We start from the raw sequence: 26,929 nt of genomic DNA, 5'->3' as shown, positions 1-26,929 counted from the left end.
GGCCGCTCTGTTTTGGGGCGATCTTTCACATCAAACAGGACTATCCTGCCATGAAAACCTTTTCTGCAACACCTGCAGACATCGACAAGAAATGGATCCTGATCGACGCCGAGGGCGTTGTTCTGGGCCGTCTTGCCTCGATCGTCGCCATGCGCCTGCGTGGCAAGCACAAAGCGTCGTTCACCCCGAACATGGACATGGGCGACAATGTCATCGTGATCAACGCTGACAAAATCCAGATGACCGGCAAGAAGCGCGAAGAGAACTTCTACTGGCACACGGGTCACCCGGGCGGCATCAAGTCGCGCACCAAGCAGCAGATCCTCGAGGGCGCACACCCCGAGCGCGTCGTGACCCAGGCGGTCAAGCGCATGCTGCCGGGCAACCGTCTGGCGCGTCAGCAAATGACCAACCTGCGCGTTTATGCCGGTGCCGAGCACCCGCACGAAGCTCAGGCCCCCGAAGTTCTGGACGTTAAGTCCATGAACAAGAAAAACACCCGGAGCTAATGACCGATGGCTGATCAGATCAATACTCTCGAAGAGCTGAGCGCCGTCGCAGGCGTTGAAACCGTGGCCGAAGAAGTCATCGTACGTGAACCCGTACGTGACGAACTGGGCCGTTCGTACGCCACCGGCAAGCGTAAAGACGCTGTTGCCCGCGTTTGGATCAAGCCGGGTTCCGGCAAGGTCACCGTGAACGGCAAAGACCAAGACAAGTACTTCGCTCGCCCGGTTCTGCAGTTGATCCTGCGCCAGCCGTTCCAGGTTGCCGGTGTGGAAGGTGAGTTCGACGTTGTTGCAACCGTCAAAGGCGGTGGCCTGACCGGTCAGGCCGGTGCGGTCAAGCACGGCATCTCGAAAGCGCTGCAACTGTACGATCCCAGCCTGCGTGGCGCCCTGAAAGCCGCTGGCTTCCTGACCCGCGACAGCCGCGTTGTGGAACGTAAGAAATACGGTAAACGCAAAGCGCGTCGTTCGTTCCAGTTCTCGAAGCGTTAATTGCTACAGAACATCGAAATGCAGAAGGGCTCGCGTTTGCGAGCCCTTTTTCGTTTATTCTTCGTAGACCTTTTTCCAGGCACCGTTTTCGACCACGCTCACATACACTACATCCGCTCCCTGATGGTCGTCAGGACCGTAGTCCAAGTGGTTGCCGATCAGGTCGTCGGTGTAGTCCAGAGACTCCATTGCGGCGATGAAGCTGTCATGGGTCAGATCGGGACCAGCGGCCTCCAACGCTTTGACCATCATCTCGGCTGCGGAATAGCCTAGCATTGCAAAGCCGACCGGGTCCTCTCCGGTTGCTGCCTTGTATTCCTCGATGAACGCAGCAGGTGCGGGTTCATCGGCGCGGGCCCACAGGTCCTGCCAAGAGGCGGCAGCGTAAAACCCATCAGTCACACCACCCGGCACCTGAGCAACCACGGTCAGGAAGCTGGCTGAGGTGCCCATGAACTTCATGTCCTCCAGCCCCATTTTCTTGGCGGTCCCCACAACAGTAATCGCCTGACGCACACCCAGTGCGATTGTGACGATGTCGCAGCCTTCCTCTTTTAACTTACTCAAAGAGCCCACGAAGTCCGTTTCGTCAGGTTTATGAGTGGTTTCGGCGACAAAGCTGATTCCGGCCTCTTCTGCGCCGGCCTGGCTGCCCTCAAGTATTTCCTTACCGAAATCCGTGGGCAGATACATGGTGCACACCGCCTGAGATCCAAACGTGTCCGCCAGATATTTCACGCCAACACGGCTCTGGTCGAAATAGGTTGAGAATGAGGTGAACTTGTTCTCCATCGGCTCTTGCAGCATCTGCCGTGCCGCGGTCAGAGGGGCCACATTCGGGATGCCCTTGGGATCGAGCAACTTGAAACCGGCCATGTTCATGGGCGTTCCCAACGATTGCAGCATGGCAAACACCTTGTCGCGGTTCAGCAGCTTGTTATAGCCCTGCATCGCACGCGGCATCTGATAGCCGTTGTCCTCGACCACGTAGCGGATGGTACGGCCATGCACGCCACCGTCGGCATTGACCCGGTCAAAAACCACATTCGCGCCCTTTGTCGCCGGAACTCCGACAGCGGCGAAAATGCCGCTCAGATCGCTGACCGAGCCAATGACGATCTCATCATCCGTCACACCCTGCGTTTCCGCCGCCGCAAGCGTAGCGGATGCCGTAAAGGCGGCGGCTGTGGCCAGCCCTTTGATTACAGTCCTCATAACGTCTCCTCCCAAACTATGTGTACATGTCTTCAATGAGATGTTGGTATTTCTGTTCCACAAAACTGCGTTTCAGTTTCATCGTAGCCGTCAGTTCATCGTCATCCGCAGTCAGCATGACGTCTATCAGGCGAAAATCCTTGATCTGTTCGACCCGGGCGAAGTCCCTGTTTACCGCGTTGACCTCGGTCGCAATCTGATCCCGCACTTGGGGTGCTGCACACAGCGATGCGAAATTCGAAAAGGGTATTTTTCGATCCTGTGCGAACTTCTCAACGTTTTCATGGTCGATCATAATAAGGGCGGTCAGGTATTTCCGTTCGTCGCCAACAATAACCGCGTCTGAAATAAAAGGGCTGAACTTCAGGCGGCTTTCGATTTCAGCTGGTGAGACATTCTTGCCGCCCGCTGTGATGATGATGTCTTTCAGTCGCCCGGTGATGGTGACAAATCCCTGTTCGTCCACATGCCCCAGATCACCGGTCCGCAGCCAGCCGTCAGCCGTAAAGGTCTCAGCAGTCTTGGCGTTGTTGCGCCAATACCCCTGAAAGATGTTCAGGCCCTTCAACTGAATTTCACCTTCGTCCGAGATCCGAAGATCATTGCTGGGTATAGCCTGACCTATGGTCCCGATCTTGTTGTTTTCGATAGTGTTTATGGTGGCAAGACCAGAGGTTTCCGTCATGCCGAACCCCTCGACCAGCGGCACCCCGATTGACCAGTACCATTTCAGAAGATCAGCCGAGATCGGAGCCGCGCCTGAACCGCCCCGGCGCAGTTTGTCCATGCCCAGCATCCGCCGAAGATTGCGCAGCACCAGACGATCCCACAGCCAGAACCGGGCGGCCACGCCCGCCGGAACGGTCTGCCCTGCACACAGATATTCGGCCCGCGCTTGACCGGCTTTCAGCGCCATTCCAAAGGCGGCGCGACCTGCGGGCGTAGCGTCCTGCGCCATGATCTGGACCTGGGAATAGATCTTCTCCCACACGCGCGGTACTGCGGTGAAAGTGGTGGGAGAGACCTCTTGCAGGTTCGCGAAAACCGTCTCGGGGCTTTCCGCGAAGTTCACGACGCATTTCGCGGCCAAAGGGAAATAGATCGACACTGCGCGCTCAAGTATGTGGCAGAGCGGCAGGAAACACAGCTGCTCATCGCTGTCGTAAGCGGGCAGGGCACGCGCGCCGCTTTCGATGGCTGCAAGGATATTTTCATGGCTGAGCATGGCCCCCTTGGGCGGTCCGGTCGTGCCGGACGTATAGATCAGCAATGCCGTATCTTGTGGTGAGGCCAGGGCGATCTCGACCTCGAACCGCGTCGGTTCTTCAGTTTCGGCCTGCTGTCCCAGCGCGTAAAGCGCGTCGATCATCATACAACGAGGGTGGTCCAGATCATGCAGGCCTTCGTCTTCCAGGATGACAACCTTCAGCAAACCGGGCATGTCGGCTTCGACTTCAAAAAACTTGTCCAGTTGCTCTTCATTCTCGACAATCAGGAACCGGCTGTCGCTGTCATTGATCAGGTAACTCAGTTGGCTGGAGGAATCCGTCGTGTAGACGCCCGACGCGATCCCTCCGACGGCCTGAATGCCCATGTCGAACCACGCCCATTCCTTGCGATCCTCGGACAGGATCGAGACGACCTCACCCCGTTTCAGACCGAGTTTCCGCAGCGCCAGCCCGATCCATTTGGCCTGTTGCCAGTAATCGGTCCAGGAATAGGCTTTCCAGATGCCAAGATCTTTTTCCCGATGTGCCGTGCGGTCGCCAAGCGCAGCGCAACGTTTCTGGAACAATTGGGTGACCGTGGTGCACTCATCCACATGGACCGGTCTCTGCCCAACAGTTGCGTTGTACTGGACGCCGTTGATCTTGGTCTGAGGGGGCAGGGTGCTGATATTCAAGGCTTACCTCCACGTCTTTTTGCGTTTCCAGCGGCGGGCTTCCCGCGCGCCTTCTTCCTGCACGCCCAGATAAAAGTTCCGGATATCCTCGGATTGCATCAGAACATCTGCTGCGCCGTCCATGACAAGGCGTCCGACCTCCATCACATAGCCATGGTGAGCCAGTTCAAGCGCCGCGTTGGCATTCTGTTCGACCAGCATCATGGTCATGTTCTGCTCGTCGTTCAGGCGCCTCAGGATGCCGAAAATCTCTTGGACCAGCAGCGGCGACAGACCCAAAGACGGTTCGTCAAGCAGCATGATTTTTGGATTCGCCATCAGCCCGCGCCCGATTGCCAGCATCTGCTGCTGACCACCCGAAAGTGTACCGGCCTCTTGTGTGCGACGCTCTTTCAGGATTGGGAAATAGGAAAATACCAGTTCGCGGTCGTGGTCGATTTGTCCTTTTTCCGTAGACGTATAGGCCCCGAGGTTGAGGTTTTCATCAACCGTCAGAAGGGGAAAGACCTCGCGCCCCTCGGGGATGTGAACGATGCCTTTTTGCACGACCTTGTGCGGCTCGGATCCCTGAATTTCGACGCCATCAAAGGTGATTTTACCCTTTTCGGGGTCCATCACTCCCGAGACCGTTTTCAAAAGCGTCGTCTTCCCCGCACCGTTCGCGCCAAGGATCGTTACAATCTGGCCCGGATGCACATCCAGTGACACACCCCGGATCGCCATGATGGGGCCGTAGAAGCTTTCGACATTGCGAACTGAGAGGATGGGAGCATTCATGAGGCTTTCCCCAGATAGGCCTCGATCACCGCAGGGTGGGACTGAACCTCTGCAGGTGTTCCCATGGCCAGTTTGGCCCCGTCAGCCATGGCCAGCACCCGGTCAGAGACTCCTGAGACCAGCCCCATATCATGTTCGACCATCAGCACCGTGATGCCCATTTGCCGCCGGATATCGTCTATCCACCAGCGCATGTCCGTGGTTTCTTCAACCGACAGGCCGGATGCGGGTTCGTCCAGTAACAGCAGCTTTGGTTCTGTGGCAAGCGCGCGGGCGACCTCGACCACCTTGCGCACCCCGTAAGGCAGGCCCGAGATCATCTTGTCGCGATAGGCTTGCAGGTCGAGGAAGTCGATGATCTCTTCAACCTTCTCGCGGTTTTCGACCTCTTGCCGACGCGCCGATGGCAGAAACAGCAATTCAGACAGCAGGTGAGTTTTACGATGCCGGTGCCGCCCGACCAGCAGGTTTTGCAGGACGGTGGCATGCTCGAACAACTCGATATTCTGGAAGGTCCGCGCCACGCCATAAGTGGCCACACCAGAAGGCTTAACCTGTAGCAAGTCGTGGCCATCAAAGCGGATCGACCCGGCGAAAGGATCGTAAAACCGCGAGATCAGGTTGAATACGGTAGATTTTCCAGCGCCATTGGGGCCGACGATGGCTAGAACTTCTCCTTCCTCAACAGTGAACGAAAGATCGTTCACCGCGGTCAGGCCGCCGAATTTCAGGGTGACGTTTTCGAACGCAAGCAGGCTCATCTTAGGCGTTCCGTCTTGAGGTAGGATTTTTGGCGTTTGAACATGTCTTTCCGGTAGAAGGGGAACAACTCGAACCAGGTACGGATTTTCAGCCAACGCCCATACAACCCCATTGGTTCGAACAGGATGAAGCCGACCAGAATCATGCCGAAGATGCCGAACTCCAGCCCCGGTATCGCGACCGTATTGCCGCCGAACAGAGCGCCAACATACTCTTTCGAGATCGACAGGAACTGTGGCAGGAACCCGATCACGATGGCCCCCAGAAACGCGCCGTGGATCGAACCCAGCCCGCCGATTACGATCATCATCAGCAACTGGATTGAGATCAGAACGCTGAACGTCTCATTATTGAACGCGCCGGAATACATGCCCATCAGCGCGCCCGCCCAACCTGTGACAGCGCAGGACAGCGCGAATGAGATCATCTTGGTACGCGAGATATCGACGCCCATCGCCTGAGCCGAGACCTCGGAATCGCGCACCGCGATGAACGCGCGCCCCAGCGGCGCGCGCAGCAGGTTGATGTAGCCGAGCGTGACCAGAACGGCCACAGCCAGAACCAACCAAAAGAACTGATCCGGGGTCGCCCAGCGATCGACCAGGTGCCCGAAAATTTCAACACCGCCAAGGTATTTACCCGTAACACCTCCGGTCAGGGGTTCTGCCAATACGATGACGTCGTCCATCAGGATCGACAGGGCCATGGTGAAGATCGCAAGATAGATACCGTGCAGGCGCAGGGCAGGGATGGCCACCGTAACCCCGGCGATACCCGTCAGGATACCGGCCAGAGGGAAGGCGACCAGAAATGGCACTCCGGCCTCAATCAGAATGACGTTTGCATAGCAGCCAAAGGCCAGAAACGCCGCATGGCCAAGGCTGACCTGACCGGTATGGCCGGTTAGCACCATCAGACCCAACCCGGCGATGGCCCAGATCAGAACGTTTGTCAGCTCACCCAAATAGAAATCATCCAGCCACCACGGCGCGGCGACAACGATGCATAGCAAGATCAGGTAGAGGCTCAGCTGATAGCGGTCCTTCCACGGTCGGATATCCTGCATATAGTCGGTTTTGAACACGATTCTCATGCGGCTAGACCTTCTTGACCCGGACCTGACTGAACAGCCCGTTGGGGCGGAAGATCAGTACCGCCAGAAGCAACGCATAGGGCGCAATCTGGCTGTAACCTGCGGCGATATAACGGCTGGCGAAGGGTTCGATGACGCCGACGATCAGCCCTCCGGCCAAGGCACCGGGCAGGCTGCCGAAACCACCGATCACAGCGGCCGCGAAAGCTTTGATACCCAGCAGGCCAGTGGTGGGATCGACCGAGCCCTTGGCGGCAAAGAGTATGCCCGCGATACCGGCTACGACTCCGGCCAGCGCCCAGATAAAACCCTGAACGCGCTTGACGGGTATGCCCATGTAATAGGCCGCCAATTGGTTCTGCGACGCGCCCTGCATCGCCAATCCCAGTTTCGTGCGGCTGAAAAAGATGTAAAGGCCGAAGGTCAACAGAATGGTGACAACGATCACGGCCACATCTTCGGCGCCCAGAACCAGACCGCCAAAGCGCATGTCCAACCCGGCCAGCGGGTTCTGTAACGTCTGGGGTTCATGTCCCCAGATCAGCCCGGCCACAAAGCGGATCACAAACCCCAAGGCGATAGTCAGGATTACGACCGCTGTCTGGCTCTCGCCGAACAGGCGGCGGATGATCAGCCGATCCAGAAGATATCCCAGCGCCCCCATGATCCCCAAAGAAATCGGCAGCGCCATCCAGAACGGCAGGCCCATATATTCGGTATTTGTAAGCCCGATGGTGACAAACGCGCCCAGCATCATGAAATCGCCCTGCGCGAAATTCACCGCCTCGGTCGCTTTGTAAATCAACACAAAGCCAAGAGCGATCAGGCCGTATACACAGCCATTCGCGAGCCCGCTGATCAGCAGCTGCGCGTTATCCAAACTCACCCTCCCATGCCGGTGGATCCGGCGTTTTGGTTGCCCCGGATTTCCGCGTACGGACGGGGCTTGGCTCTACTATGGCGTGATAAGTACCTTTCCGTCACTCTTTTTCAGCGCATCGGCCAGATTTGGCACAAGATCACGCAGCGCAAGCCGTTCTGAAATATCCGTTTTCCAGCGCCCATCGGCGAACCGGGCCTGTACCTCGGCCACCACTCGTGCCTGATCTTCGGGCGGGGTGGACATGACCCAATTGGTCAGCCAAAAGCCCTCAATCTGCTTGCCCATAAAGATCAGCTGCCCGGTTTGTGTCAGGGTCGGCAGTTCGGGGCTGAGCTTGCCATAACAAATCCAGCGGGCCTTATTGGGCATGGCGCAGAATACCTGTTCGGATATATGGTCGGCCACTGCGTCCAAAAATACGCGGGGCTTCAGGGCTTTGCTGATGTCGGCAAATTTCTGCACCATCGCGTCATCGGTCGTGACTAACACCTCAGCCGCTCCAAGTTGTCTGAGCGTTTCTGCCGTTTCGCCCCGCCGTACCAGAGCGATCGGTTTCAGCCCGAGATCACGCCCAAGCCCACACATCAGTTTGCCCAACTGACTGGTCGCTGCTGAGATGACAAAGGCATCCCCTGCGTTTCGCGCGATATCGACCATCGCCATAGCGGTCAAAGGATTCACAATCTGTGCCGCGCCGTCTGCGTCAGAAATCTCTGGGCGCAAGGGGATGCACATCATTGCTGGGGCCAGGACATATTCTGCCCATGCCCCGGAACCGGCTGTGATGAAGGCAACGCGCTGATCCTGCAACGCTTCGGCCCCTTTGCCGGTTGCCACAACGTCCCCGCACCCTTCAAAACCCGCCGCTGCGCCTTTGACCCTGGGTTGCCCGTACTCGCCTTTGATAAAGTGAATATCCGATGGATTGACCGAGGCTGCACGCAGCTTGATCAAAACCTGCCCGGGGCCGGGTTCGGGAACGGGCAGGTCCGCCTCGGCCAACCAGTCGGACGCATCCTCGATAAAGGGGCCGGTCGCCGCATCGGCGTAACCGTCATGTTTGAGAATGGTTGCGAACATGGTCGAGGGGAGGGCGGTCATGAGCGTTCCTTGTGGCTGAACAGTGGGTAATGAACGCGAAACCCAAGCGTTGCCTGTCGTTGCTTCAGGCGCTGCGAAAAGGAAATTGAGTTTGCGTCCGGCGTGTTTGCAGCCAATCAAATGAGGTGCAACACGTCAATCAAACCAGCCCCTGACGTGGGTGGAACCAGCACATTACCTGGGGAGAAGGCCGCCCGAAGTCCGGGCGACCCGCATTGTTTATTGACCGGTCAGAAGCTGCTGAAGTTCCTGAATTTTCAAGGCAATGGTCTCTGGCGAGGCTTTGATGTCATCCAGAATCTTAATGGCTTGAGTTTTGATGTCCTGCGCCAGAGTGCTTTCCTGAACTGAGGCCACCATCTTGTCATAGTCGAAGTTCTGAACCGACAGCGCGCCGTCTTCAATCCACGAATTCACAAGGTCCTGCCCCTGAGAGGCCAAAGCCGCAACGTCTTCTCCGGCCTGATTGGCCAGATCGGTTGCTGCGTCGCTGGCCTGTTCGGCCGCTTCATTTACCTGATCGGTCAGTGAAGATGCGGCGTCATTTGCCTGTTCGGCTACGGAACTGGCCGCATCGCTGACCGCATCACCAGCCTCCTGCGCCGCAGATTGAAGCTGTTCTGCCGGGGTGGGTTCCGGTTGCGTGAGGTAATAGTAAGCTCCGGCCCCGATGCCTGCTGCTACCACGGCCAAAATGAGTGTACGCGACATGTGTTTCTCCTTAGAAAATGTGTCGCCGAGATGGGTTAAGCTTATCTGATTTCAAAGGGGAATTCCCGGAAGTTCTCTGCAAAACCAGAGATTGAGCCGAGCCATGCCAATTCAGCGCATGTAAATGGCGATTTCACGCCGTAACGCGTCACACATGCCGCACATCAACAAAGCCGAATGGGAAAGTTAGTGGCGGAGAGACAGGGATTCGAACCCTGGGTGGGCTTGCACCCACAACGGTTTTCGAGACCGCCCCGTTCGACCACTCCGGCACCTCTCCGCGGGGGTCTGTGAGGGGGGGATTTAGTGAGGAACGCGCAGGGGTGCAAGCAGAAAATTCGCGATTTTCACTATGATGGGATTTTCCATTGCCAGACGGCACAAAACACCTAGGCTTTCGGATATGACATATCTTGCACGCAACATCGTCCTTTCAGTCTTCCTAGCGCTTTTATCGGTGTCTTTCTTGTCCGCGCCGTCCCAAGCGGCCAATCGCGACCGGATCGAAGCATTTCTGATCACCACCGGGTTTGACGTAGCGCTGGAAAGCATTGCGCTGGCTTCGGCCTCGGCCCCGCAGATGCTGGGAATCGATCCTGATGGGTTCGGATCCGACTGGACGCGTCTGACCGAAGAGGTGTTTGACACCGAAGAGATGCGCGAAATCGCCGTTTCGATTCTGGAAGAGACGCTCAGCGACGAGGCATTGACCCATGCGGTAGAGTTTTACGCCTCTGATCTGGGGCAGCGTCTGGTCGAGGCCGAGAACGCCTCTCATATGATCGAGGACGATGAGGCCAGACGGCAAGAAGGACAGGAGATCGTGGCCGCGCTGATCCAGAAAGGCTCGCACCGTGTCGAAACCCTGAAACGGATGAATGCGGCGATTGACGCCAGCGATACCGCGTTGCGCGCATGGCAGGAAATTCAGGTACGATTCTTGCTGGCCGCCAGTGCCTCGGGCGTGATCGAGCTTCGCATGAACGCGGATGAATTGCGCGAGACCATGAAGCAGAATGAAACGGGCATGCGTCAGGCACTGCAACTGTCGGGGCTGGCCGGGGCGGCGTACACCTATCAGGCTTTCTCGGATGACGAGGTGTTGGCCTATACCGAAGCGTTGGAGCAACCGCTGATGCAGCAGGTTTATGAACTGCTGAACGCCATTCAATATGAAATCATGGCGATGAAGTTTGAAATACTTGCGACCCGGATGGCCGAACTGCATCCGGCTCAGGACATTTGATGCGCTGGCTCGCCGGGTTACTTGCCCTGTGCCTATGGGTCTTGCCGGTACAGGCCGAAGAAAAGGTGGATCGCTTGCTTCGGGCACTACAGCTGGATCAGGTCATTGACATCTTGCAAGACGAAGGCACCACGCTGGGTGCGGATGTGCAGGAGGTCTTTCTTGAGAACAAAGGCGGCCCGGTCTTTCTGGCAGAGGTCGAGCGGATTTATGACGCAGAGTTTATGCACGATCAGATCCGGGATGTTTTTCAGGACACTCTGACCGAAACCCAACTGGACCGCGCCATTTTGTTTTTTGAAAGCGATCTGGGGCAGACAATCACGTCGCTAGAGATTTCGGCTCGCGCCGCCCTTGCTGATGAAACGATCGAAGAAATGGCCGAGGACGCCTATAAGAATGGCGACCGGAGCAGTGAAACTTACCGTCTGGTCGACGAGTATATTCAGATCAACAATCTGGTAGACGAAAACGTCAAGAACTCCATCAGTGCCGATTTTCACTTCTTTCGCGGCATGAGTCAGGGGATCGGTGCCGATGAAGAGGAACTGCTGGCGCAATTGCTGGATCAGAAAGACCGCATCACAGAAGACACGGAAACCTGGCTCTATTCCTTCTTTCTTCTAGCCTATAGGCCCTTGGAGGATGCTGAGATGCGCGAGAATATCGCGTTTTCGCGGACCGAAACGGGCAAGGCGATCAATCATGCCCTGTTCGAAAGCTTTGACCGGATGTTTGATGTTATATACTTCCAATTGGGTCAGGCAGTGGCAGGGGTTCTAAAGAGTTCCGAGCTTTAGGTCTGCATTGCGTGTTGACTTTCCGCTGCAATCTATGGATAAGCGCGCATCCCGGCCGGAATCTCCGCGCCGGGTCTCGTTATTATTGACCTATCGGGCGTATGTCCTTGGGTCGTCACACAGCCCGAAAAGGGCGCGCTGTTCGAGGTGGCTTTCAAGTTTCTTGGGGCCAGAAACACCCATACGGGGACCACAGAACGCGGGTATGAAAAGGAAAGACGCATGTTTGCGGTCCTCAAGACTGGCGGCAAGCAGTACAAGGTTCAGGCGGGCGACGTGCTCCGCGTTGAAAAACTGGCTGCCGACGCAGGTGAAAAAGTTCAATTCAACGATGTTCTGATGCTGGGCGGCGACGCTCCGGTTGTTGGCGCGCCTTTCGTTGAAGGCGCAGGCGTACAGGCCGAAGTGATCGAACAGGTCAAAGGTGACAAGGTCATCAAGTTCGTCAAGCGCCGTCGTAAGCACAGCTCGAAGCGTACCGTTGGCCACCGTCAGAAACTGACTCTGGTCAAAATCACCGACATCCTGTCGTCGGGCGCTGACAAGTCGGGCATCAAAGCTGCAACCGGTTCGGCTCCGGCTGGCGAAGCTGCTCCGGCAGCGAAAAAGCCTGCTGCTAAGAAAGCTGAAGCCAAAGCAGAGGCACCCGCCGCTGCGGCTGCCGCTGACGATCTGACCAAGCTGAACGGTGTCGGTCCTGCCGCTGCCAAGAAGCTGGCCGAAGCCGGTATCGAGAGCTTTGCCGCTCTGGCCGCCTTGTCGGACGAGCAGATTGCTGCTATCGACACCATCAAAGTGAAACCCGAATGGGTTGAGCAAGCCAAAGAGCTGGCTCAAGGCTAAGGAGAGAGAGAATGGCACATAAAAAAGCTGGCGGTTCCTCCCGTAACGGTCGCGACTCAGCTGGTCGCCGCCTTGGCGTGAAACTGTATGGTGGCCAGGCAGCCATCGCAGGCAACATCATCGTGCGTCAGCGCGGCACCAAGTTCTGGCCGGGCGAAGGCGTAGGCATGGGCAAAGATCACACCATCTTTGCAACTGTTGATGGCGCCGTGAAGTTCCACAAGGGACTCAAAAACCGCACCTTTATTTCGGTCCTGCCAGTGGCGGAGGCCGCAGAGTAAGCCGAAACCCTAAAGGTTTAGAAATAAATAGGGGACCGGCAGAAAATGCCGGTCCCCTTTCTCGTTTTTAACACAGTTTTGATCTATGACCCCGATGACACACGCAGCAAGCACAATACCGCCCCTGTTTGAGGGACGGATCGCCCATGCGGTTGAAGATCGTCTGGGCCGCAAATATCTGATGTGGACGTTAGTGAGTTTAGCATTTGTGTCCGTAATTTACGTGTTGTTCGGAGGAGGAACACACCCATGAAACTTGAGGCAATAATAAACCAGCCGGTCATCGAAACCGAGCGGTTCGACCTGCGCCCGTTGCGGCGGTCGGATATGGGTCTCATTGAGCATTATGCAGGCGATGAGCGCGTGGCGCGTATGACCACGTCTATCCCGCATCCTTTGCCGCCCGGCTCGATCGAAGCGTTTGTAACCCGCTCGATGGCCGAAGACCGGGATGAGGATGTTTGGGCGATGGATGCCACCAAGGACGGTGGCCCCGAGCTGATCGGTTTGATCTCGCTGACGCGACTGGATCGGAACCAGTCCGAAGTCGGCTATTGGGTCGCGCCGGTCTATTGGAATACCGGGATCGCGTCTCTGGCGGTGGAAACGCTTGTAACCTCCAACCCGTTGGAGAACGCGACAATGTTTGCCAGCGTGTTTCAGGACAATCCGGCCTCGGCGCGGGTTCTGACCCATTGCGGCTTTGAATATCTGGGTGACGCCGAGAGCTACTCGGTGGCGCGAGACGCAAACGTGCCCACCTGGACCTATAGTAAAAAACTCTGACTTGTGGCCGATGGGGCCTTTGCAGTAGGGGACACACATGAAATTTCTCGATCTTGCGAAGGTCTACATCCGGTCCGGGGCCGGAGGTGGCGGGTGCGTCAGCTTCCGACGCGAAAAATACATCGAATACGGCGGTCCCGATGGCGGGGACGGCGGTAAGGGAGGCTCGGTCTGGGCTGAGGTCGTGGACGGGCTGAACACGCTGATCGACTTCCGCTATCAGCAGCATTTCTTCGCCAAGAACGGTCAGCCGGGGCGCGGTCAGCAACGAACCGGCAAAGACGGCGACGACATTGTTCTGCGCGTTCCCGTCGGTACCGAAATCCTCGACGAGGATGAAGAGACCGTTATCTGTGACCTGACTGAGGTTGGGCAGCGCGTGTTGCTGGCCAAAGGCGGCAATGGCGGATTCGGTAACCTGCATTTCAAATCTGCCACCAACCAAGCGCCGCGTCGCGCGAATCCGGGGCTGGCCGGGATCGACCGGACTATCTGGCTGCGGCTGAAACTGATCGCTGATGTCGGTCTGCTAGGCATGCCGAATGCAGGCAAATCGACCTTTCTGGCCGCCACGTCGAATGCGCGGCCGAAAATCGCAGACTATCCATTCACTACCTTGCATCCAAATCTGGGTGTTGTTGGCGTCGACAACGTAGAATTTGTTGTGGCCGACATTCCCGGCCTGATCGAAGGCGCGCATGAAGGTCGCGGGATCGGAGATCGTTTTCTGGGCCATGTCGAGCGCTGCGCTGTGTTGCTGCATCTGGTCGACGGCACCTCGGAAACCGTGGCCGAGGACTACCGGACCATCATTCATGAGCTTGAGGCGTATGGCGGTGAATTGGCCGATAAGCCCCGCATCACAGTGTTGAACAAGGTTGACGCACTGGATGACGAAGAACGCGATTTCGCCAAATCCGAGCTGGAAGAGGCTGTTGGCGGTCCCGTCATGACCATGTCCGGCGTGGCCCATCTGGGCGTCACCGAGGTGTTGCGCGCCCTTCGGGCTCAGATTGACGAAAACCGCCTGCGGCAAAAGCCCGTTGAGGAGGCGAAGACGTGGCATCCCTGACCTCAGCCAAGCGACTGGTGGTCAAGATCGGGTCCGCTCTGTTGGTGGACCGGGATACAGGTTTGTTGCGCTCGGACTGGCTGCAATCTTTGGCGCAGGATGTTGCATGGCTTAAGGGGCAGGGGACGGGTGTGATTCTGGTGTCCTCCGGCTCTATTGCCTTGGGTCGCGGCGTGCTTGGCTTGCCCATGGCAGCATTGCCGCTAGAACAGTCCCAAGCGGCGGCTGCAGTTGGTCAAATCCGTCTGGCCCGCGCTTATGAAGAGGCGCTGACGCCGCACAATATCACCACGGCACAGGTACTGGTGACGCTGGAGGACAGCGAGGATCGGCGGCGCTATCTGAACTCTCGCGCGACGCTTGAGACGCTGTTAGGGCTAGGCGTGGTCCCGATTGTCAACGAAAACGACACGGTTGCGACCGATGAAATTCGATATGGCGACAATGATCGTCTGGCCGCACAGATCGCCGTGACCGTGGGTGCGGATCAGTTGATCCTTCTGTCCGATGTGGATGGGTTCTATACCGGCAACCCGGTCGAAGACCCGACGGCCACCAGATATTCTCAGATCGACAGGATTACACCCGAGATTGAGGCCATGGCCGGGGATGCCGGTTCGGGTCTGTCAAAGGGTGGGATGAAGACCAAGCTGTTGGCCGCCAAGATGGCAACTGCTGCGGGATGCGCTATGGCGATTACTGAAGGGTCGCCCCTGAACCCGCTGAAATCTTTGGAAAAAGGGGCCAATTGCACCTGGTTCACTGCGAAACTGGATCCGCATGCTGCACGGAAACGCTGGATTTCTGCGATGAAGCCCCGCGGTGAGATTGTGGTCGACAATGGCGCAGCCAAGGCTCTTTCCAATGGCAAAAGCCTGCTGCCTGCCGGTATCGTGGAGGTTACGGGTGAGTTTGGTCGCGGCGATCCCGTGGCAATTTTGGACCCGTCCTCTCGCCCTCTGGCGCAAGGCCTCAGCCGCTATACCGCGCAGGAAGCCGACGCAATCAAAGGGCGCAAATCCTCTGAGATCGAGGCCACGCTAGGATATCCGGGCCGGGCGGTGCTGATCCACCGCGATGATCTGGCCCTGTAATAGATAAAGACCCTCTGAAAGGCACATGAGATGAAGGATTTCGACAGCATTCCCAGCCTGATGGCCGATCTTGGAAAACGTGCCAAAGCGGCCTCGGCCGATCTGGCATTCGCCAGCGCGGAACGTAAACACGCCGCTCTGATCGCGGCCGCGGATGCGGTTTGGGCCAACCGGGCCGATATTATCGAAGCGAACAAAAAGGACCTCGAGTTCGGTCGCGAAAAGGGCCTGAGCCCGGCGATGATGGACCGTCTGATGCTGGATGAATCCCGGATTCAGGGCATGGTTGACGGTCTGCGTACTGTCGCCGATCAGGCCGATCCTGTGGGCGAAGTGCTGGCAGAGTGGGATATGGCCTCGGGCCTGAACATCCAGCGCGTGCGCACACCTTTAGGGGTGATCGGTGTGATCTATGAAAGCCGCCCGAATGTGACTGCGGATGCGGGCGCGCTGTGCCTGAAATCCGGGAACGCTGTGATCCTGCGCGGCGGGTCCGAGAGCTTTCATTCCTCTGGCGCCATCCATGCCTGTCTGGTTCAGGGGCTGAAGGCCGCAAACCTGCCCGAAGATGCAATTCAGCTCGTGCCGACACGCGACCGCGCGGCGGTGCAGGAATTGCTGACGATGACCGCCTATGTGGACGTTATCGTGCCGCGCGGGGGCAAAGGGCTAGTCGGGCTGGTGCAGCGCGAGGCGCGTGTGCCGGTATTCGCCCATCTCGAAGGCATCGTGCATATCTATATCGACAAAGCCGCCGATCCGCAGAAAACGCTGGATGTGGTGCTGAACGCCAAGACGCGCCGTACAGGCATTTGCGGGTCCGCCGAGTGCCTGTTGATCCATCAGGACGTGGCTGAGACACTTGGGCGTGACGTAATCGCTGCCTTGCAAGCCGCAGGTGTCGAGGTTCACGCCGAGGGTACCTTGACCAATAAAGGAACCGTTCCCGCGACGGAGGAGGATTGGGGCAAGGAATTCCTCGACAGCATCATCGCAGCCAAGCCGGTTTCGGATATTGACGCAGCCATCGCCCATATCCGCCAATTTGGCTCGAACCACACCGACTGCATCCTGACCGAAGACGAAGCCGTCGCCGCGCTCTTTTTTGAGCGGCTGGACAGCGCGATCCTGATGCACAATGCCTCAACCCAGTTCGCCGATGGCGGTGAGTTCGGGATGGGCGCCGAGATCGGTATTGCTACTGGCAAGATGCATGCGCGTGGCCCGGTCGGTGCCGCTCAGCTGACCAGCTTCAAATATCTGGTGCGCGGGAACGGGACGACCCGATCTTAAAAACGGATCACTACGCGGGTTGAGGTGGTCTCTGCCGCAACCCGCCGTCCCAGAGAAGATGCGGTTTCGGGCAGCAGGGCGAATTGCACCTGCGCAGGGGTGACTTTGTTCGCAAAGCGTCCTCTGGGAAGGTTGCTCCAAAGGTCATTGTCGACGTTCAGCTTGTCTGCCGACCCGGTGACCGTCCAGCTGTCACCGAATTGGTCAATTGAGACCTCACCCCCAAAAGGCATCGCGCTTTCGCAGCACATCAGGGCCAGAAAGGCCAGTTTGACCTGATTGCGAGGCACAGCCTCGGTCAGGTGCCATGTCACGCGGACACGACCGGCGCGTTCGACATCTTTCAGCAACTCCGACACTTCAGCCCGCCCCAGAGGCTGATCGCTGGCCGATCCAAAGGCTACGCGAAAAAACCGGATGCGCGCACCTGCGCTGCCAACGCTGCCCGAGATCAGCTCCATCTCGGGGCCTTCTACCGCGCCGACCATCTCAAGCAATTCCAGGCCATTGGTGATCGCCCCGATCGGGCTGATCAGGTCGTGACAGATCCGGGACCCGATCAACTCGGCCAGGTTGACGTTGGTGTCGCTCATGCGTACCTCCTGCTGCATCTGCCGCTGGACCGGAGCCCAACCATGACAGACCTCAATGCTATTCTTGCACCGGGCATGTTCGTCCGCCACCCCGATTTCCCCGACTGGGGCGTTGGGCAGGTACAGTCCAACATCGGCGGCAAAATCACCGTGAATTTCCGCGAGCAGGGGAAAGTGGTGATTGACGGAACGCGCATCGCCCTGATGCCGGTCTTTGATCCGTGAAACTGGTTTAGGAAAGGTTAACGCCGCACGATTTGGCCTTTATTGCCATCCCCCCGGAAACTGCGGTATCAGCGGGCAAACAAGAACGGAACCACAATGCCGGACGCAGGCCCTTCCTTTACTGTCAAACTTGCCGAGACCGAAGATGAACTCCGTGCAGCGCAACGGCTTCGCTACGACGTCTTCGTGCGCGAGTTAGGCGGTGGCGGAGAGATGGTCGATCATGAGGCTGGGTTAGAGCGGGACAAGTTCGATCCATACTTTGACCACATGCTTGCCATTGATGATCGCACCGGGGAAACTATAGGCGTTTACAGGCTGTTACCGGGCGAACGTGCAGTAGATTTGGGGCAGTTCTATTCGGAAGATGAATACGATCTGACCGTGCTGAAAAACGGTGGGCGCAAACTGCTAGAGCTTGGTCGATCCTGCCTGCACCCAGACTATCGTGGCGGTACGGCAATGTACCACCTATGGAACGGTTTGTCGGCATACGTTCTGGAACGTGAGATCGAAGTTCTATTCGGCGTCGCCAGCTTTCACGGCACGGATGTTCAGGCTTTGGCACAGCCTTTGTCGATGCTGCACCACAACCATCTGGCACCGCCGGACATACGGGTGCGGGCCCAGCCTGACGTGTTTCAGACGATGAATCTGGTTTCGCCGGATCAGCTGGATCGCAGGGCCGCGATGGTGCAGGTTCCAGCTTTGATCAAAGCCTATCTGCGTCTTGGCGGATTTGTGGGCGAGGGGGCGTTCATCGACCACGCCTTTAACACGACGGATGTGTGCCTGATCCTCGACACCGCCCGCATGAATGAACGACAAAGGCGCATCTATGGCGGGGCGTAATCTGGTGAATGAGCCGTTGTGGAACAGCGAGGACGCGCCTGACCCGATTGATCTGGGCTTGATTGGATGGGTGCTGGTCGTATTGCGCGGTCTGCCTCTGGCAGTGTTGGTCTTCGGAGGGTTGATCGTATTGCTGATCATCCGTCTGTTCGAGATCCCCTTGTTCGGTGTCCGCCGCCCGATCACACCATTCATCACCCAGTTTGTCTGCCGCACCGCGTTTCGGATACTCGGGATCGGGTTTCAGACTTCGGGCGCGCTGATGCAGCAGCGGGGTGCAGTGGTTGCGAACCATACCTCATGGCTTGATATCTTTGCCCTGAACGCGCGCAAGAGGGTCTATTTTGTATCGAAAGCCGAAGTTGCCAATTGGCCCGGCATCGGTTGGCTGGCGCGGGCTACCGGCACGGTGTTCATCGAACGCGACCGCAAGAAGGCGCGGGAACAAACGCAGGTGTTTGAGACACGGCTGAAAGCCGGACACAAGCTGCTGTTTTTCCCCGAAGGGACTTCGACCGATGGACTTCGGGTTTTGCCATTTAAAACAACGCTCTTTGCAGCGTTCTTCGCAGATGGGTTGCGGGATTTCATGTATGTGCAGCCGGTTTCGGTCGTGTTCCATGCGCCCGCAGGTCAGCCTGAACGGTTCTACGGCTGGTGGGGAGACATGGAGTTCGGCCCGCATCTGCTCAAGACACTCGGGGCGCGGCGGCAGGGCAGAGTTGAGCTGATCTATCACGCGCCAGCCAAAGTCAGCGATTTTGAAAACCGCAAGGCGCTGGCAGCGCATTGTGAAGAAGCCGTGCGTCACGCGCACAGCTTGGCCCGGCTCGAAAAATAAGGGCAAAAGGCCCTTGCACTGCCTCAAAACCTGCCGTATACGCGCGCCATTCAAACCCGCAGGCGGGGTTTGGGCTTTTTGAGGGAGACATCCTCATCAAGACCGCCGGTTGGAGCATCCGCTTCTTTCACCCCCGCCCAGGCGTAAACCGGAAAAGGAAAATAGCATGGCTCTTCCCGAGTTCTCCATGCGTCAGCTGCTGGAAGCTGGCGTTCACTTTGGTCACCAGACACAGCGTTGGAATCCCCGCATGGGCCCGTTCATCTACGGCTCGCGCAATGGCATCCACATCATGGACCTGACCCAGACCGTTCCGATGCTGGATCAGGCTCTGCAGGCTGTTCGTGACACCGTCGCAAAAGGTGGCCGCGTTCTGTTCGTTGGCACCAAGCGTCAGGCTGCTGGCCCGATCGCTGAAGCGGCTGAAAAGTCGGCTCAGTACTACATGAACCACCGCTGGCTGGGCGGCACGCTGACCAACTGGAAAACCGTTTCCCAGTCGATCAACCGTCTGAACCAGATCGACGAAGCCATGGAATCGGGCGCAGAAGGCCTGACCAAGAAAGAGCGTCTGGGCATGGAGCGTGACCAGGGCAAACTGCAGGCCTCGCTGGGCGGTATCCGCGAAATGGGCGGCGTTCCTGACCTGCTGTTCGTCATCGACGTCAAGAAAGAAGCGCTGGCCATCGCCGAAGCCAACAAACTGGGTATCCCGGTTGTGGCTGTTGTCGACACCAACTGCTCGCCCGACGGCGTTGACTACATCATCCCCGGCAACGACGACGCAGCCCGCGCTATCTCGCTGTACTGCGATCTGGCCGCACGCGCCGCTCTGGACGGTATGACCGCTCAGATGGGTGCAGCAGGCGTTGACCTGGGTGCATTCGAAGAAGCACCGGTTGAAGAAGTCGTTGCAGAAGAAGCCCCCGCCGAAGCAGAAACACCTGCCGAAGCGTAAGCTGCCCGTCACGTAAATGACATATGGGGCAGGGTATGACCTGCCCCAATTCCGTTTGAATTGAGGAGAGCCAAAAGATGGCAATCACAGCAGCAATGGTTAAAGAACTGCGCGACTCGACCGGCGCAGGCATGATGGACGCAAAAAAAGCGCTGACCGAAACCGGCGGCAACATGGACGAAGCCGTTGACTGGCTGCGTACCAAAGGTCTGGCCAAAGCGGCCAAGAAATCGGGCCGTACCGCAGCAGAAGGTCTGGTTGCTGTTCACGTCAACGGTGGCAACGGTGTTGCTGTCGAAGTGAACTCGGAAACCGACTTCGTTGCGAAAAACGCCGAGTTCCAGGAAATGGTTGGCAAGATCGCATATGCCGCAGAAGGCGTTGCAGACGTCGACGCACTGCTGGCAGCCGATCTGGGCGGCAAGAACGTTGCCGACACCCTGACTGACAAGATCGCCACCATCGGTGAAAACATGTCGGTGCGCCGCATGGCCAAACTGTCGGGCGACACTGTTGTGTCCTATGTCCACAACGCGGCCACCAATGGCATGGGTAAAATCGGCGTTCTGGTTGCTCTGACCGGTGGCGACGAAGCAATCGGCAAGCAGGTTGCGATGCACATCGCGGCTGTGAACCCGGCAGCTCTGTCCGAGGCCGACATGGACCCGGCAGTTGTCGAGAAAGAAAAGCAGGTTCAGATGGACATCGCCCGCGAATCCGGCAAGCCGGAGCAGGTGATCGAGAAGATGATCGAAGGCCGCATGAAGAAATTCGTCGCGGAATCGACTCTGCTGAACCAGTCGTTCGTTGTGAACCCTGACCTGACCGTCGAAGCAGCGGCCAAAGAAGCGGGCGCAACCATCACCGGCTTTATCCGTCTGGAAGTTGGCGAAGGTATCGTCGTCGAAAAAGAAGACTTTGCAGCCGAAGTTGCCAAAGCCGCTCAGGGCTAAGCAAATATTCCCGGCACCCTGAGGAGCCGGGAGACACAAAAAGGCCGGTCACGCACAGCGTGGCCGGTTTTTTGGTCATGACATGACTGCGTTCTGAAACAAAAAAAGGGCGCTACAGCGTCCCGCATCCGATTAAAATGAAATGAGGGGCCCCGCATGATGGGGATGGTCGAGGCCCCTCAAATTTCCGACTAAGAGACGCGGACGAATAGGCGCCCTTATGTCAGAGCGATTGGAGAGCTTTCCTATTGCAAAGATCCAACCAAATGTTCCCTGGCTAAAGCCACCACTCACGGAACAGTATCACTTTGCATTCAGGGCCCCAGATTCGGAAAGTCATGTTTTCCTTACCTAGGGTAAATTGACGCAATTTGGCGTCACTTTAAGGCGAATTATGCCTCCATAATGAACATTTGGTTCTGAAGCGAAGCTTTAAGTACGGCCTGCGCTGTTGTTTCGACCGACAAAGCCTCACGCGCGAGGCGCAGATGCTTTTCTACCGTAGCCGAAGTCAGCCCCATCAGAAGGGCAATATCCTGCGTTGTCTTACCGTCCCCAACCCATTGCAGGGCCTCGCGCTGGCGTTTGGTCAAGGCGCGGTTCGGCGCGTTATAGGGCAGGGTGAGAATCTTAAGATGCGCGACATTGTTCATCAGCAGTATGTCGTCGCCATGTTCGGCCCACATAGCATTGACCTCGGCCTGGCTTTCCGCCGCGCCGGCCGACAGGGAAATCGCACCCTTTGATCGCATCGAGACAGACGTGAAACTGACCGTGTAGCCATGGACCACGCCATGCGTTTTGTTGAACTCTAGAACGTCCCGTTCCTCTTGGGTCAGCGTGCCGTCTGCGACCATGTCCTGCGCGAAGTTCCAGCTGGCAGCACCTTCATTATGCAGCGCCCATTTCAACATCGGAGCGTGAAAATAAAGTCCGCCCCGCAAGAAGCCGTCCAGATAGGGCTTTTCGTGATTTGTCAGGATCACGAAATCTTCGGGGTCACCCAAGGACGTCTCAGTACGGTATTGCGTGTGACCGTAAATCAGGCGGTCAAAGCCGAACTTGGCCATCTGACGGCAATGAGTGTCCCACAGCTCTTCCAGAGTCTTTGTGTAGCTGAGAAAGTGAAGATATTCGCTCAGCTTCATGCGGTTGATCCACCTTTCAGATGTGCCGCCAAGGCATCGAGCGCCATCACATACCCTTGCGCGCCAAAACCACAGATCTGGCCTAGGGCCACGCGTGAAATATAGGAGACGTGCCGGAATTCCTCACGTGCATGGATGTTGGACAGATGCACTTCGATCATTGGCAGTTCGACCGAGGCGATCGCATCCATCAAGGCAATCGAGGTGTGTGTATAGGCCCCGGCATTCAGGACGATCCCGTCATGCACGCCTTTTGCTGCGTGGATCGCGTCAATCAGGGCGCCTTCGTGATTGGACTGAAAGCATGTGATATCAATGCCCAAAGACGCACCATGCGACTGGCACAAGTCCTCGACCATTTTCAGTGTAGTGCTGCCGTAGACCTCGGGCTGTCGTGTGCCCAGCAAGTTGAGGTTTGGGCCGTTCAATATCAAAGCTTTTTGCATAATTTCACTGTTCCCCTGACAGGTTCATAGACGTGAAAAGGTGGAAATGTCCACCTGCCAGTTCACGTTTGAGGCGAGGGGACACAGCTGAGTGTTACACAGGTCACGACCCATGTGCGTTTTCCGGTATGGAGATGGTGGGTACAACCCAATAAAAATAGTGTGTTACACGGCAACCTTACGGTAAAAAGGTTGGAGTACTCATACCTCCACACAGGCTGCAATAATTGGCCCTATCGTGTTGAGATTGCGTGAACGGGGCTAAGCTGGAATAACAGTGCCAATTTGGCAAATAACCCGTCAAAACCGGATCAAATAACCACAAGAGACCTAATTCATATGGCGAGTTTCGACCCAAATCGATTGAACCGCATAGCCGACTGGGTGCAACGATATGTTGATCAGCGAAAATACGCAGGCAGTTCGGTGCTGGTCAAACATCAGGGGGCCGAGGTGATCTTTCACTCCTGCGGCCAACGAAGTGTCGAGAACGCTCTGCCATTTCAGCGTGATACGGTCGCGCGCATCTATTCCATGACGAAGCCAATAACCACGGTCGCTTTGATGATCTTGGTCGAACGTGGGTTGTTTCACCTCGACGCACAACTCTCTGACTTTATATCGGAATTCGGCGATATGCTGGCGCTGATTCCAGGGGCTGAACGACTTGATCAAACAGAAGATGCTCCAAGTCCGACGCTGCACCAGTTGCTGACTCACACCAGCGGGTTCAGCTATCCGTTCAATCCGGGGCTCTTGCCAAACGCCATGGATGAGCTGGACCTGATATTCGGACCGGATCAGGGGTCATTGGCCGATCGTGTCACCACGCTGTCCCGGCTGCCTCTGGCCTTTCAGCCAGGATCCAGATGGGAGTATTCGGTCGGTATCGACGTACTTGGCCGCGTGATCGAGGTGGTCTCTGGCCGGTCACTCGATCAGTTCTTCAGGGAAGAGATTTTTGAGCCGCTTGGCATGCAGGAAACCGGGTTTTCGGTGCCGGCCGGGGCAGGGGATCGGTTTGCGTCGCTCTACACCCCGCTGGCCGGGGATGCGATGGCCCTGAATTCTGCGGAAACCGGCGACGAGACATTGCGGCTGATCGATCAAGCCGGAGATTCACCGTTTGAAAATACAACCACATTTTCAGGCGGTGGCGGATTGGTCGGTACTATTGACGACTATGCGCGCTTTGCCGAGATGCTGAGGATGCGCGGGCAGGGCAAGTCTGGCCGACTACTAAGCCCCAAGACCGTAGACTATATGCTGAGCAACCACTTACCGGGCGACATTGCCTCGATGGGGCCACAGAGTTTTGCCGAACAGCCAATGGAAGGCACCGGCTTTGGCCTGGGCGGTGCAGTGGTGATTAACCCCGGTAGAACCCGGGTGCCGGGCTCTGTGGGTGACTTCAGCTGGGGCGGTATGGCCTCGACCTATTTCTGGATTGACCGGGTCAATGAACTGACAACCGTGTTCTTCACTCAGCTTTCGCCGTCCAGTTCATACCCAGCCCGAGCCGAGTTAAAAGCTCTGGTCCTTGGCGCGACGATTGAATGACCGCGCAACGGCTGATACCCAATCCTCGGACAAGTAACCGGAGTACGCCGCATGACCGAAGCAGAACGCATCCTTCTTGACCTTTTGGACATCGAAAGGCTTGAGGTCGACCTGTTTCGCGGTACAGGTTCGGGTGGCGAAACGCCGACACGCATTTTCGGCGGCCAGGTTGTCGCTCAGGCTTTGGCTGCGGCCTACAGGACCGTAGAAAACCGCATGTGTCATTCGCTGCACGCCTATTTCATCCGTGCAGGCGATCCATCTATTCCCGTTATTTTTCAAGTCGATAGAGCACGAGATGGAGGTTCATTGACGACCCGCCGCGTGGTTGCGATTCAGCATGGGAATCAAATCCTAAACATGTCAGCCTCGTTTCATGTACAAGACGACGGTTGGGACCATCACCACGCGATGCCCAAAATGGACGCTCCGGAAACTTATCCTGCGCGAGCGGATTTGCGGCAGAGATACGTTGATCAGGTGCCCGAAGGCTGGCGCGGAGAGCTGCTGCGAGATCGGCCTATAGAAGTTCGCGAAGTTGATCACCAGAATCCATTTTCGCCCGGAAAAAGTAATGATGCCAACCAGATATGGTTTAAAATGAATGCGGCCGCCGGAACTGATCCTGTAACTCAACACCTTATTCTGGCTTATGCGTCGGACATGTATCTTATGACATCCGGCATGAGACCCCATGGTCTGAGCTGGTACACCGGAGAAGTTAACGGTGCCAGTCTGGATCACTCATTGTGGTTCCATGCGCCAGTTCATTTCGAAAACTGGCATCTGTATTCAATGGATTCCCCATGGAGTGGCCACGGTCGTAACTTTAACCGCGGGTCGGTTTATGCCGAAGACGGAACCCTTGTCGCGTCAGTTGCGCAGGAAGGACTGATGCGTAAGGCTCGGCGAAAACCTTAGCTAGTTTCGCTAAGCCATTGGTCTATAGTTACTTTGACCTTTTTCCGGGTTGTTACGGATAAATCTAAACGACCCGTGTTGTCATCGAATTTTTACCATAATACCAATTACACGATTAGTGGGTTGGCGCATAACGGATCGATGCTGGTGCTGAAATCAGCCCAAAGCGTATCCGGCACCACGCACTGTGCGCACCGGATCTTCCCCGCCGTGTTGCGTCAGCGCTTTGCGTAAGCGCCCGATATGAACATCAACGGTGCGCGTGTCGACATAGATGTCCCGACCCCAAACACGGTCCAGCAGTTGCTCGCGGCTCCAGACCCTGCCCGGCTTTTCCATGAACGTGCTCAGCAGACGAAATTCTGTTGGGCCGAGTTTCAACGGTTTGCTGCCACGGCTGACTTTGTGCGTTTCTGAATCCAGAACGATGTCATCGAATTCCAGACGGATGCCAACCGTCGCGGGCCGAACCCGGCGCAGCTGTGTGCGTACGCGTGCCATCAGTTCTACCACCGAATACGGTTTGACCACGTAATCATCAGCCCCGGTTTCCAGGCCGCGCACCTTGTCGACCTCTTCCGTCCGGGCCGACAACATGATGATCGGGATTGAGCGCGTGTCGGGCCGTGATTTCAGCCGTCGGCAAACCTCGATCCCGCTGAGATTTGGCATCATCCAATCCAGCACGATGATATCCGGGTGATCTTCTTCCACCAGCAGCATGGCCTCGTCACCACTTGCGGCCTTGGATACACGGAACCCTTCAGCTTCGAGGTTGTAGGCCAGCACTTCACGCTGGGCCAGCTCATCCTCAACAACCAGTACTGTTGGCTGATCTGCGGACATCAGAACAAACTCCTAGACGGATTGCGAGGTGATATCGGCCTTGGGCCGAGCCTCAGCCGGGCGCTCACCAGTGACAAGATAGACCACCTGCTCGGCAATCGCGGTGACATGATCACCCATGCGCTCAATGTTTTTTGCAATGAAATGCAGGTGCATACAGGATGAAATGTTGCGCGGATCTTCGGCCATAAAGGTCAGGAACTCGCGGAACAGGCCGTTGTACATCTGGTCGACCTCTTCATCGCGGTTGATGACATCGGTGGCCAGTTCGGCATCGCGTTGGATATAGGCGTCGAGCGCGTCACGCAGCATCCGCTCAACCTCGCGTGCCATACGGCGCAGGGCCGCGGCACTGCCGTTGATCTCGCCCGTGTTGACCAGAACTGTCGTCCGTTTGGCGATATTCTTCGAGTAATCCCCGATCCGCTCGAGGTTGCCGGACACTTTCAGCACTGACAGAACCAGACGCAAATCGCTTGCGGTTGGCGCGCGCAACGCGATCAGGCGCGCGGTTTCCTCGTCGATCAGCTCCTCCAGTGCGTCGATAGCCTTGTCGCCGTGGCGGACCCGCTGTGCCAGTTCCTCGTCGCGCGTCTCAAGCGAACGCGCGGCGTCCATGATGGCGGCTTCGACCAAACCACCCATCTTCATGATATGGGCCTGAATGGCTTCGAGGTCGCGGTCAAATGCGGATGCAATATGTTGTTCGCTCATATTCAAATACC

General features: G+C 57.0%; 30 protein-coding genes and 1 tRNA gene. 17 read left to right on the top strand and 14 right to left on the bottom strand.

What is annotated here, in order from left to right; all coding sequences use genetic code 11:
• Positions 1 to 50: 50 nt before the first annotated feature.
• On the top strand, positions 51 to 509 hold the full coding sequence (gene rplM, locus ACOQOY_RS20405) for a 50S ribosomal protein L13 (protein WP_039536983.1): 459 nt from the start codon (positions 51 to 53) through the stop codon (positions 507 to 509).
• A 6-nt stretch (positions 510 to 515) separates the two neighbouring features.
• On the top strand, positions 516 to 1,001 hold the full coding sequence (gene rpsI / locus ACOQOY_RS20400; protein WP_039535473.1) for a 30S ribosomal protein S9: 486 nt from the start codon (positions 516 to 518) through the stop codon (positions 999 to 1,001).
• A gap of 54 nt (positions 1,002 to 1,055) precedes the next feature.
• On the opposite strand, the gene ACOQOY_RS20395 is transcribed toward rpsI, so the two are convergent.
• The 9 genes from ACOQOY_RS20395 to ACOQOY_RS20355 form a co-directional block, all read right to left on the bottom strand.
• Positions 1,056 to 2,216, bottom strand: a complete 1,161-nt coding sequence (locus ACOQOY_RS20395; RefSeq protein ID WP_420587143.1) for an ABC transporter substrate-binding protein — start codon at positions 2,214 to 2,216, stop codon at positions 1,056 to 1,058.
• Positions 2,217 to 2,232: 16 nt separating this feature from the next.
• Positions 2,233 to 4,119: an AMP-dependent synthetase/ligase gene (locus ACOQOY_RS20390; protein WP_420587142.1), complete on the bottom strand. Its 1,887-nt coding sequence runs from the start codon at positions 4,117 to 4,119 to the stop codon at positions 2,233 to 2,235.
• A gap of 3 nt (positions 4,120 to 4,122) precedes the next feature.
• Entirely contained in the window at positions 4,123 to 4,896 is a 774-nt protein-coding gene (locus tag ACOQOY_RS20385) for an ABC transporter ATP-binding protein (protein ID WP_420587141.1), read from the bottom strand.
• Positions 4,893 to 5,657 (bottom strand): ABC transporter ATP-binding protein, encoded by a 765-nt coding sequence (locus ACOQOY_RS20380; RefSeq protein WP_420587140.1) that lies wholly within the window; start codon positions 5,655 to 5,657, stop codon positions 4,893 to 4,895. The genes ACOQOY_RS20385 and ACOQOY_RS20380 overlap by 4 nt, the downstream gene beginning before the upstream one ends.
• Positions 5,654 to 6,751, bottom strand: a complete 1,098-nt coding sequence (locus tag ACOQOY_RS20375) for a branched-chain amino acid ABC transporter permease (protein WP_420587139.1) — start codon at positions 6,749 to 6,751, stop codon at positions 5,654 to 5,656. Before ACOQOY_RS20375 ends, ACOQOY_RS20380 begins: the two co-directional genes overlap by 4 nt.
• A gap of 4 nt (positions 6,752 to 6,755) precedes the next feature.
• Complete coding sequence (locus tag ACOQOY_RS20370; RefSeq protein WP_420587138.1) at positions 6,756 to 7,631, bottom strand: branched-chain amino acid ABC transporter permease; 876 nt, start codon at positions 7,629 to 7,631, stop codon at positions 6,756 to 6,758.
• Between the two features lie 75 nt (positions 7,632 to 7,706).
• Complete coding sequence (locus ACOQOY_RS20365) at positions 7,707 to 8,735, bottom strand: alcohol dehydrogenase catalytic domain-containing protein (protein WP_420587137.1); 1,029 nt, start codon at positions 8,733 to 8,735, stop codon at positions 7,707 to 7,709.
• 219 nt (positions 8,736 to 8,954) lie between these two features.
• Positions 8,955 to 9,446 carry a hypothetical protein gene (locus ACOQOY_RS20360; RefSeq protein ID WP_420587136.1) on the bottom strand — a complete coding sequence of 164 codons (492 nt, stop codon included), beginning with the start codon at positions 9,444 to 9,446 and terminating at the stop codon, positions 8,955 to 8,957.
• 190 nt (positions 9,447 to 9,636) lie between these two features.
• A tRNA-Ser gene (locus ACOQOY_RS20355) sits at positions 9,637 to 9,726 on the bottom strand.
• A gap of 123 nt (positions 9,727 to 9,849) precedes the next feature.
• On the opposite strand from ACOQOY_RS20355, the gene ACOQOY_RS20350 reads away from it, so the two are divergent.
• The 8 genes from ACOQOY_RS20350 (at position 9,850) to ACOQOY_RS20315 (ending at position 16,861) form a co-directional block, all read left to right on the top strand.
• Complete coding sequence (locus ACOQOY_RS20350) at positions 9,850 to 10,692, top strand: DUF2059 domain-containing protein (RefSeq protein WP_420587135.1); 843 nt, start codon at positions 9,850 to 9,852, stop codon at positions 10,690 to 10,692.
• Positions 10,692 to 11,492, top strand: coding sequence for a DUF2059 domain-containing protein (locus tag ACOQOY_RS20345; protein ID WP_420587134.1), 801 nt, complete (start codon positions 10,692 to 10,694; stop codon positions 11,490 to 11,492). Before ACOQOY_RS20350 ends, ACOQOY_RS20345 begins: the two co-directional genes overlap by 1 nt.
• Positions 11,493 to 11,714: 222 nt before the next feature.
• Positions 11,715 to 12,335 carry a 50S ribosomal protein L21 gene (locus ACOQOY_RS20340; RefSeq protein WP_420587133.1) on the top strand — a complete coding sequence of 207 codons (621 nt, stop codon included), beginning with the start codon at positions 11,715 to 11,717 and terminating at the stop codon, positions 12,333 to 12,335.
• Between the two features lie 11 nt (positions 12,336 to 12,346).
• Positions 12,347 to 12,616, top strand: a complete 270-nt coding sequence (gene rpmA / locus ACOQOY_RS20335; protein WP_010440093.1) for a 50S ribosomal protein L27 — start codon at positions 12,347 to 12,349, stop codon at positions 12,614 to 12,616.
• Between the two features lie 249 nt (positions 12,617 to 12,865).
• Positions 12,866 to 13,402 carry a GNAT family N-acetyltransferase gene (locus tag ACOQOY_RS20330; protein WP_420587132.1) on the top strand — a complete coding sequence of 179 codons (537 nt, stop codon included), beginning with the start codon at positions 12,866 to 12,868 and terminating at the stop codon, positions 13,400 to 13,402.
• Positions 13,403 to 13,439: 37 nt separating this feature from the next.
• The gene (obgE, locus tag ACOQOY_RS20325; RefSeq protein WP_420587131.1) at positions 13,440 to 14,474 is read left to right on the top strand and encodes a GTPase ObgE; all 1,035 of its coding nucleotides are present in this window, start codon (positions 13,440 to 13,442) and stop codon (positions 14,472 to 14,474) included.
• Positions 14,462 to 15,568, top strand: a complete 1,107-nt coding sequence (gene proB, locus ACOQOY_RS20320; protein ID WP_420587130.1) for a glutamate 5-kinase — start codon at positions 14,462 to 14,464, stop codon at positions 15,566 to 15,568. The genes obgE and proB overlap by 13 nt, the downstream gene beginning before the upstream one ends.
• 30 nt (positions 15,569 to 15,598) lie before the next feature.
• Positions 15,599 to 16,861, top strand: coding sequence for a glutamate-5-semialdehyde dehydrogenase (locus tag ACOQOY_RS20315; protein WP_420587129.1), 1,263 nt, complete (start codon positions 15,599 to 15,601; stop codon positions 16,859 to 16,861).
• Here ACOQOY_RS20315 and ACOQOY_RS20310 read toward each other — a convergent pair.
• Positions 16,858 to 17,454: a histidine phosphotransferase family protein gene (locus ACOQOY_RS20310; protein WP_420587128.1), complete on the bottom strand. Its 597-nt coding sequence runs from the start codon at positions 17,452 to 17,454 to the stop codon at positions 16,858 to 16,860. The two genes, ACOQOY_RS20315 and ACOQOY_RS20310, sit on opposite strands and share 4 nt — an antisense overlap.
• A 42-nt stretch (positions 17,455 to 17,496) precedes the next feature.
• Here ACOQOY_RS20310 and ACOQOY_RS20305 point away from each other — a divergent pair, with 42 nt between their 5' ends.
• The 5 genes from ACOQOY_RS20305 to tsf all read left to right on the top strand — a co-directional run bounded on the left by ACOQOY_RS20305 (position 17,497) and on the right by tsf (position 21,283).
• The gene (locus ACOQOY_RS20305; protein ID WP_170393080.1) at positions 17,497 to 17,679 is read left to right on the top strand and encodes a DUF3553 domain-containing protein; all 183 of its coding nucleotides are present in this window, start codon (positions 17,497 to 17,499) and stop codon (positions 17,677 to 17,679) included.
• 96 nt (positions 17,680 to 17,775) lie between these two features.
• Positions 17,776 to 18,531: a GNAT family N-acetyltransferase gene (locus ACOQOY_RS20300; protein WP_420587127.1), complete on the top strand. Its 756-nt coding sequence runs from the start codon at positions 17,776 to 17,778 to the stop codon at positions 18,529 to 18,531.
• Entirely contained in the window at positions 18,518 to 19,372 is an 855-nt protein-coding gene (locus ACOQOY_RS20295; RefSeq protein ID WP_420587126.1) for a lysophospholipid acyltransferase family protein, read from the top strand. Before ACOQOY_RS20300 ends, ACOQOY_RS20295 begins: the two co-directional genes overlap by 14 nt.
• Before the next feature lie 166 nt (positions 19,373 to 19,538).
• Positions 19,539 to 20,330: a 30S ribosomal protein S2 gene (gene rpsB, locus ACOQOY_RS20290; RefSeq protein WP_420587125.1), complete on the top strand. Its 792-nt coding sequence runs from the start codon at positions 19,539 to 19,541 to the stop codon at positions 20,328 to 20,330.
• A gap of 77 nt (positions 20,331 to 20,407) precedes the next feature.
• Positions 20,408 to 21,283, top strand: a complete 876-nt coding sequence (tsf, locus tag ACOQOY_RS20285) for a translation elongation factor Ts (protein WP_420587124.1) — start codon at positions 20,408 to 20,410, stop codon at positions 21,281 to 21,283.
• A 392-nt stretch (positions 21,284 to 21,675) separates the two neighbouring features.
• On the opposite strand, the gene ACOQOY_RS20280 is transcribed toward tsf, so the two are convergent.
• Both ACOQOY_RS20280 and aroQ read right to left on the bottom strand, forming a co-directional pair.
• Complete coding sequence (locus tag ACOQOY_RS20280; protein WP_420587123.1) at positions 21,676 to 22,431, bottom strand: helix-turn-helix transcriptional regulator; 756 nt, start codon at positions 22,429 to 22,431, stop codon at positions 21,676 to 21,678.
• A complete protein-coding gene (gene aroQ / locus ACOQOY_RS20275) occupies positions 22,428 to 22,877 on the bottom strand; it encodes a type II 3-dehydroquinate dehydratase (protein WP_420587122.1) in 450 nt (149 codons plus the stop codon). The genes ACOQOY_RS20280 and aroQ overlap by 4 nt, the downstream gene beginning before the upstream one ends.
• A 339-nt stretch (positions 22,878 to 23,216) precedes the next feature.
• Here aroQ and ACOQOY_RS20270 point away from each other — a divergent pair, with 339 nt between their 5' ends.
• Complete coding sequence (locus ACOQOY_RS20270) at positions 23,217 to 24,437, top strand: serine hydrolase domain-containing protein (protein ID WP_420587121.1); 1,221 nt, start codon at positions 23,217 to 23,219, stop codon at positions 24,435 to 24,437.
• A gap of 51 nt (positions 24,438 to 24,488) precedes the next feature.
• Complete coding sequence (locus ACOQOY_RS20265) at positions 24,489 to 25,358, top strand: acyl-CoA thioesterase (RefSeq protein ID WP_420587120.1); 870 nt, start codon at positions 24,489 to 24,491, stop codon at positions 25,356 to 25,358.
• Between the two features lie 156 nt (positions 25,359 to 25,514).
• Here the strand turns inward: ACOQOY_RS20265 and phoB are convergent, their stop codons facing one another.
• Both phoB and phoU read right to left on the bottom strand, forming a co-directional pair.
• Positions 25,515 to 26,204: a phosphate regulon transcriptional regulator PhoB gene (phoB, locus tag ACOQOY_RS20260; protein ID WP_420587119.1), complete on the bottom strand. Its 690-nt coding sequence runs from the start codon at positions 26,202 to 26,204 to the stop codon at positions 25,515 to 25,517.
• A 12-nt stretch (positions 26,205 to 26,216) separates the two neighbouring features.
• Positions 26,217 to 26,918, bottom strand: coding sequence for a phosphate signaling complex protein PhoU (phoU, locus tag ACOQOY_RS20255; protein ID WP_420587118.1), 702 nt, complete (start codon positions 26,916 to 26,918; stop codon positions 26,217 to 26,219).
• Positions 26,919 to 26,929: the final 11 nt, after the last annotated feature.

Source organism: Ruegeria sp., from assembly GCF_965221235.1.
Classification (GTDB): Bacteria; Pseudomonadota; Alphaproteobacteria; order Rhodobacterales; family Rhodobacteraceae; genus Ruegeria.
The sequence above is the reverse complement of the archived record's forward strand: the minus strand, read 5'-3'. Positions and strand labels throughout refer to the sequence as shown.

Bases quoted from the DNA above. Each gene is read 5' to 3' on its own strand.
- rplM (WP_039536983.1), top strand. From the start codon at position 51: ATGAAAACCTTTTCTGCAACACCTGCAGACATCGACAAGAAATGGATC.
- rpsI (WP_039535473.1), top strand. From the start codon at position 516: ATGGCTGATCAGATCAATACTCTCGAAGAGCTGAGCGCCGTCGCAGGC.
- ACOQOY_RS20395 (WP_420587143.1), bottom strand. From the start codon at position 2,216: ATGAGGACTGTAATCAAAGGGCTGGCCACAGCCGCCGCCTTTACGGCA.
- ACOQOY_RS20385 (WP_420587141.1), bottom strand. From the start codon at position 4,896: ATGAATGCTCCCATCCTCTCAGTTCGCAATGTCGAAAGCTTCTACGGC.
- ACOQOY_RS20380 (WP_420587140.1), bottom strand. From the start codon at position 5,657: ATGAGCCTGCTTGCGTTCGAAAACGTCACCCTGAAATTCGGCGGCCTG.
- ACOQOY_RS20375 (WP_420587139.1), bottom strand. From the start codon at position 6,751: ATGAGAATCGTGTTCAAAACCGACTATATGCAGGATATCCGACCGTGG.
- ACOQOY_RS20365 (WP_420587137.1), bottom strand. From the start codon at position 8,735: ATGACCGCCCTCCCCTCGACCATGTTCGCAACCATTCTCAAACATGAC.
- ACOQOY_RS20360 (WP_420587136.1), bottom strand. From the start codon at position 9,446: ATGTCGCGTACACTCATTTTGGCCGTGGTAGCAGCAGGCATCGGGGCC.
- ACOQOY_RS20350 (WP_420587135.1), top strand. From the start codon at position 9,850: ATGACATATCTTGCACGCAACATCGTCCTTTCAGTCTTCCTAGCGCTT.
- ACOQOY_RS20345 (WP_420587134.1), top strand. From the start codon at position 10,692: ATGCGCTGGCTCGCCGGGTTACTTGCCCTGTGCCTATGGGTCTTGCCG.
- ACOQOY_RS20340 (WP_420587133.1), top strand. From the start codon at position 11,715: ATGTTTGCGGTCCTCAAGACTGGCGGCAAGCAGTACAAGGTTCAGGCG.
- rpmA (WP_010440093.1), top strand. From the start codon at position 12,347: ATGGCACATAAAAAAGCTGGCGGTTCCTCCCGTAACGGTCGCGACTCA.
- ACOQOY_RS20330 (WP_420587132.1), top strand. From the start codon at position 12,866: ATGAAACTTGAGGCAATAATAAACCAGCCGGTCATCGAAACCGAGCGG.
- obgE (WP_420587131.1), top strand. From the start codon at position 13,440: ATGAAATTTCTCGATCTTGCGAAGGTCTACATCCGGTCCGGGGCCGGA.
- ACOQOY_RS20315 (WP_420587129.1), top strand. From the start codon at position 15,599: ATGAAGGATTTCGACAGCATTCCCAGCCTGATGGCCGATCTTGGAAAA.
- ACOQOY_RS20310 (WP_420587128.1), bottom strand. From the start codon at position 17,454: ATGAGCGACACCAACGTCAACCTGGCCGAGTTGATCGGGTCCCGGATC.
- ACOQOY_RS20305 (WP_170393080.1), top strand. From the start codon at position 17,497: ATGACAGACCTCAATGCTATTCTTGCACCGGGCATGTTCGTCCGCCAC.
- ACOQOY_RS20300 (WP_420587127.1), top strand. From the start codon at position 17,776: ATGCCGGACGCAGGCCCTTCCTTTACTGTCAAACTTGCCGAGACCGAA.
- ACOQOY_RS20295 (WP_420587126.1), top strand. From the start codon at position 18,518: ATGGCGGGGCGTAATCTGGTGAATGAGCCGTTGTGGAACAGCGAGGAC.
- rpsB (WP_420587125.1), top strand. From the start codon at position 19,539: ATGGCTCTTCCCGAGTTCTCCATGCGTCAGCTGCTGGAAGCTGGCGTT.
- tsf (WP_420587124.1), top strand. From the start codon at position 20,408: ATGGCAATCACAGCAGCAATGGTTAAAGAACTGCGCGACTCGACCGGC.
- ACOQOY_RS20280 (WP_420587123.1), bottom strand. From the start codon at position 22,431: ATGAAGCTGAGCGAATATCTTCACTTTCTCAGCTACACAAAGACTCTG.
- aroQ (WP_420587122.1), bottom strand. From the start codon at position 22,877: ATGCAAAAAGCTTTGATATTGAACGGCCCAAACCTCAACTTGCTGGGC.
- ACOQOY_RS20270 (WP_420587121.1), top strand. From the start codon at position 23,217: ATGGCGAGTTTCGACCCAAATCGATTGAACCGCATAGCCGACTGGGTG.
- ACOQOY_RS20265 (WP_420587120.1), top strand. From the start codon at position 24,489: ATGACCGAAGCAGAACGCATCCTTCTTGACCTTTTGGACATCGAAAGG.
- phoB (WP_420587119.1), bottom strand. From the start codon at position 26,204: ATGTCCGCAGATCAGCCAACAGTACTGGTTGTTGAGGATGAGCTGGCC.
- phoU (WP_420587118.1), bottom strand. From the start codon at position 26,918: ATGAGCGAACAACATATTGCATCCGCATTTGACCGCGACCTCGAAGCC.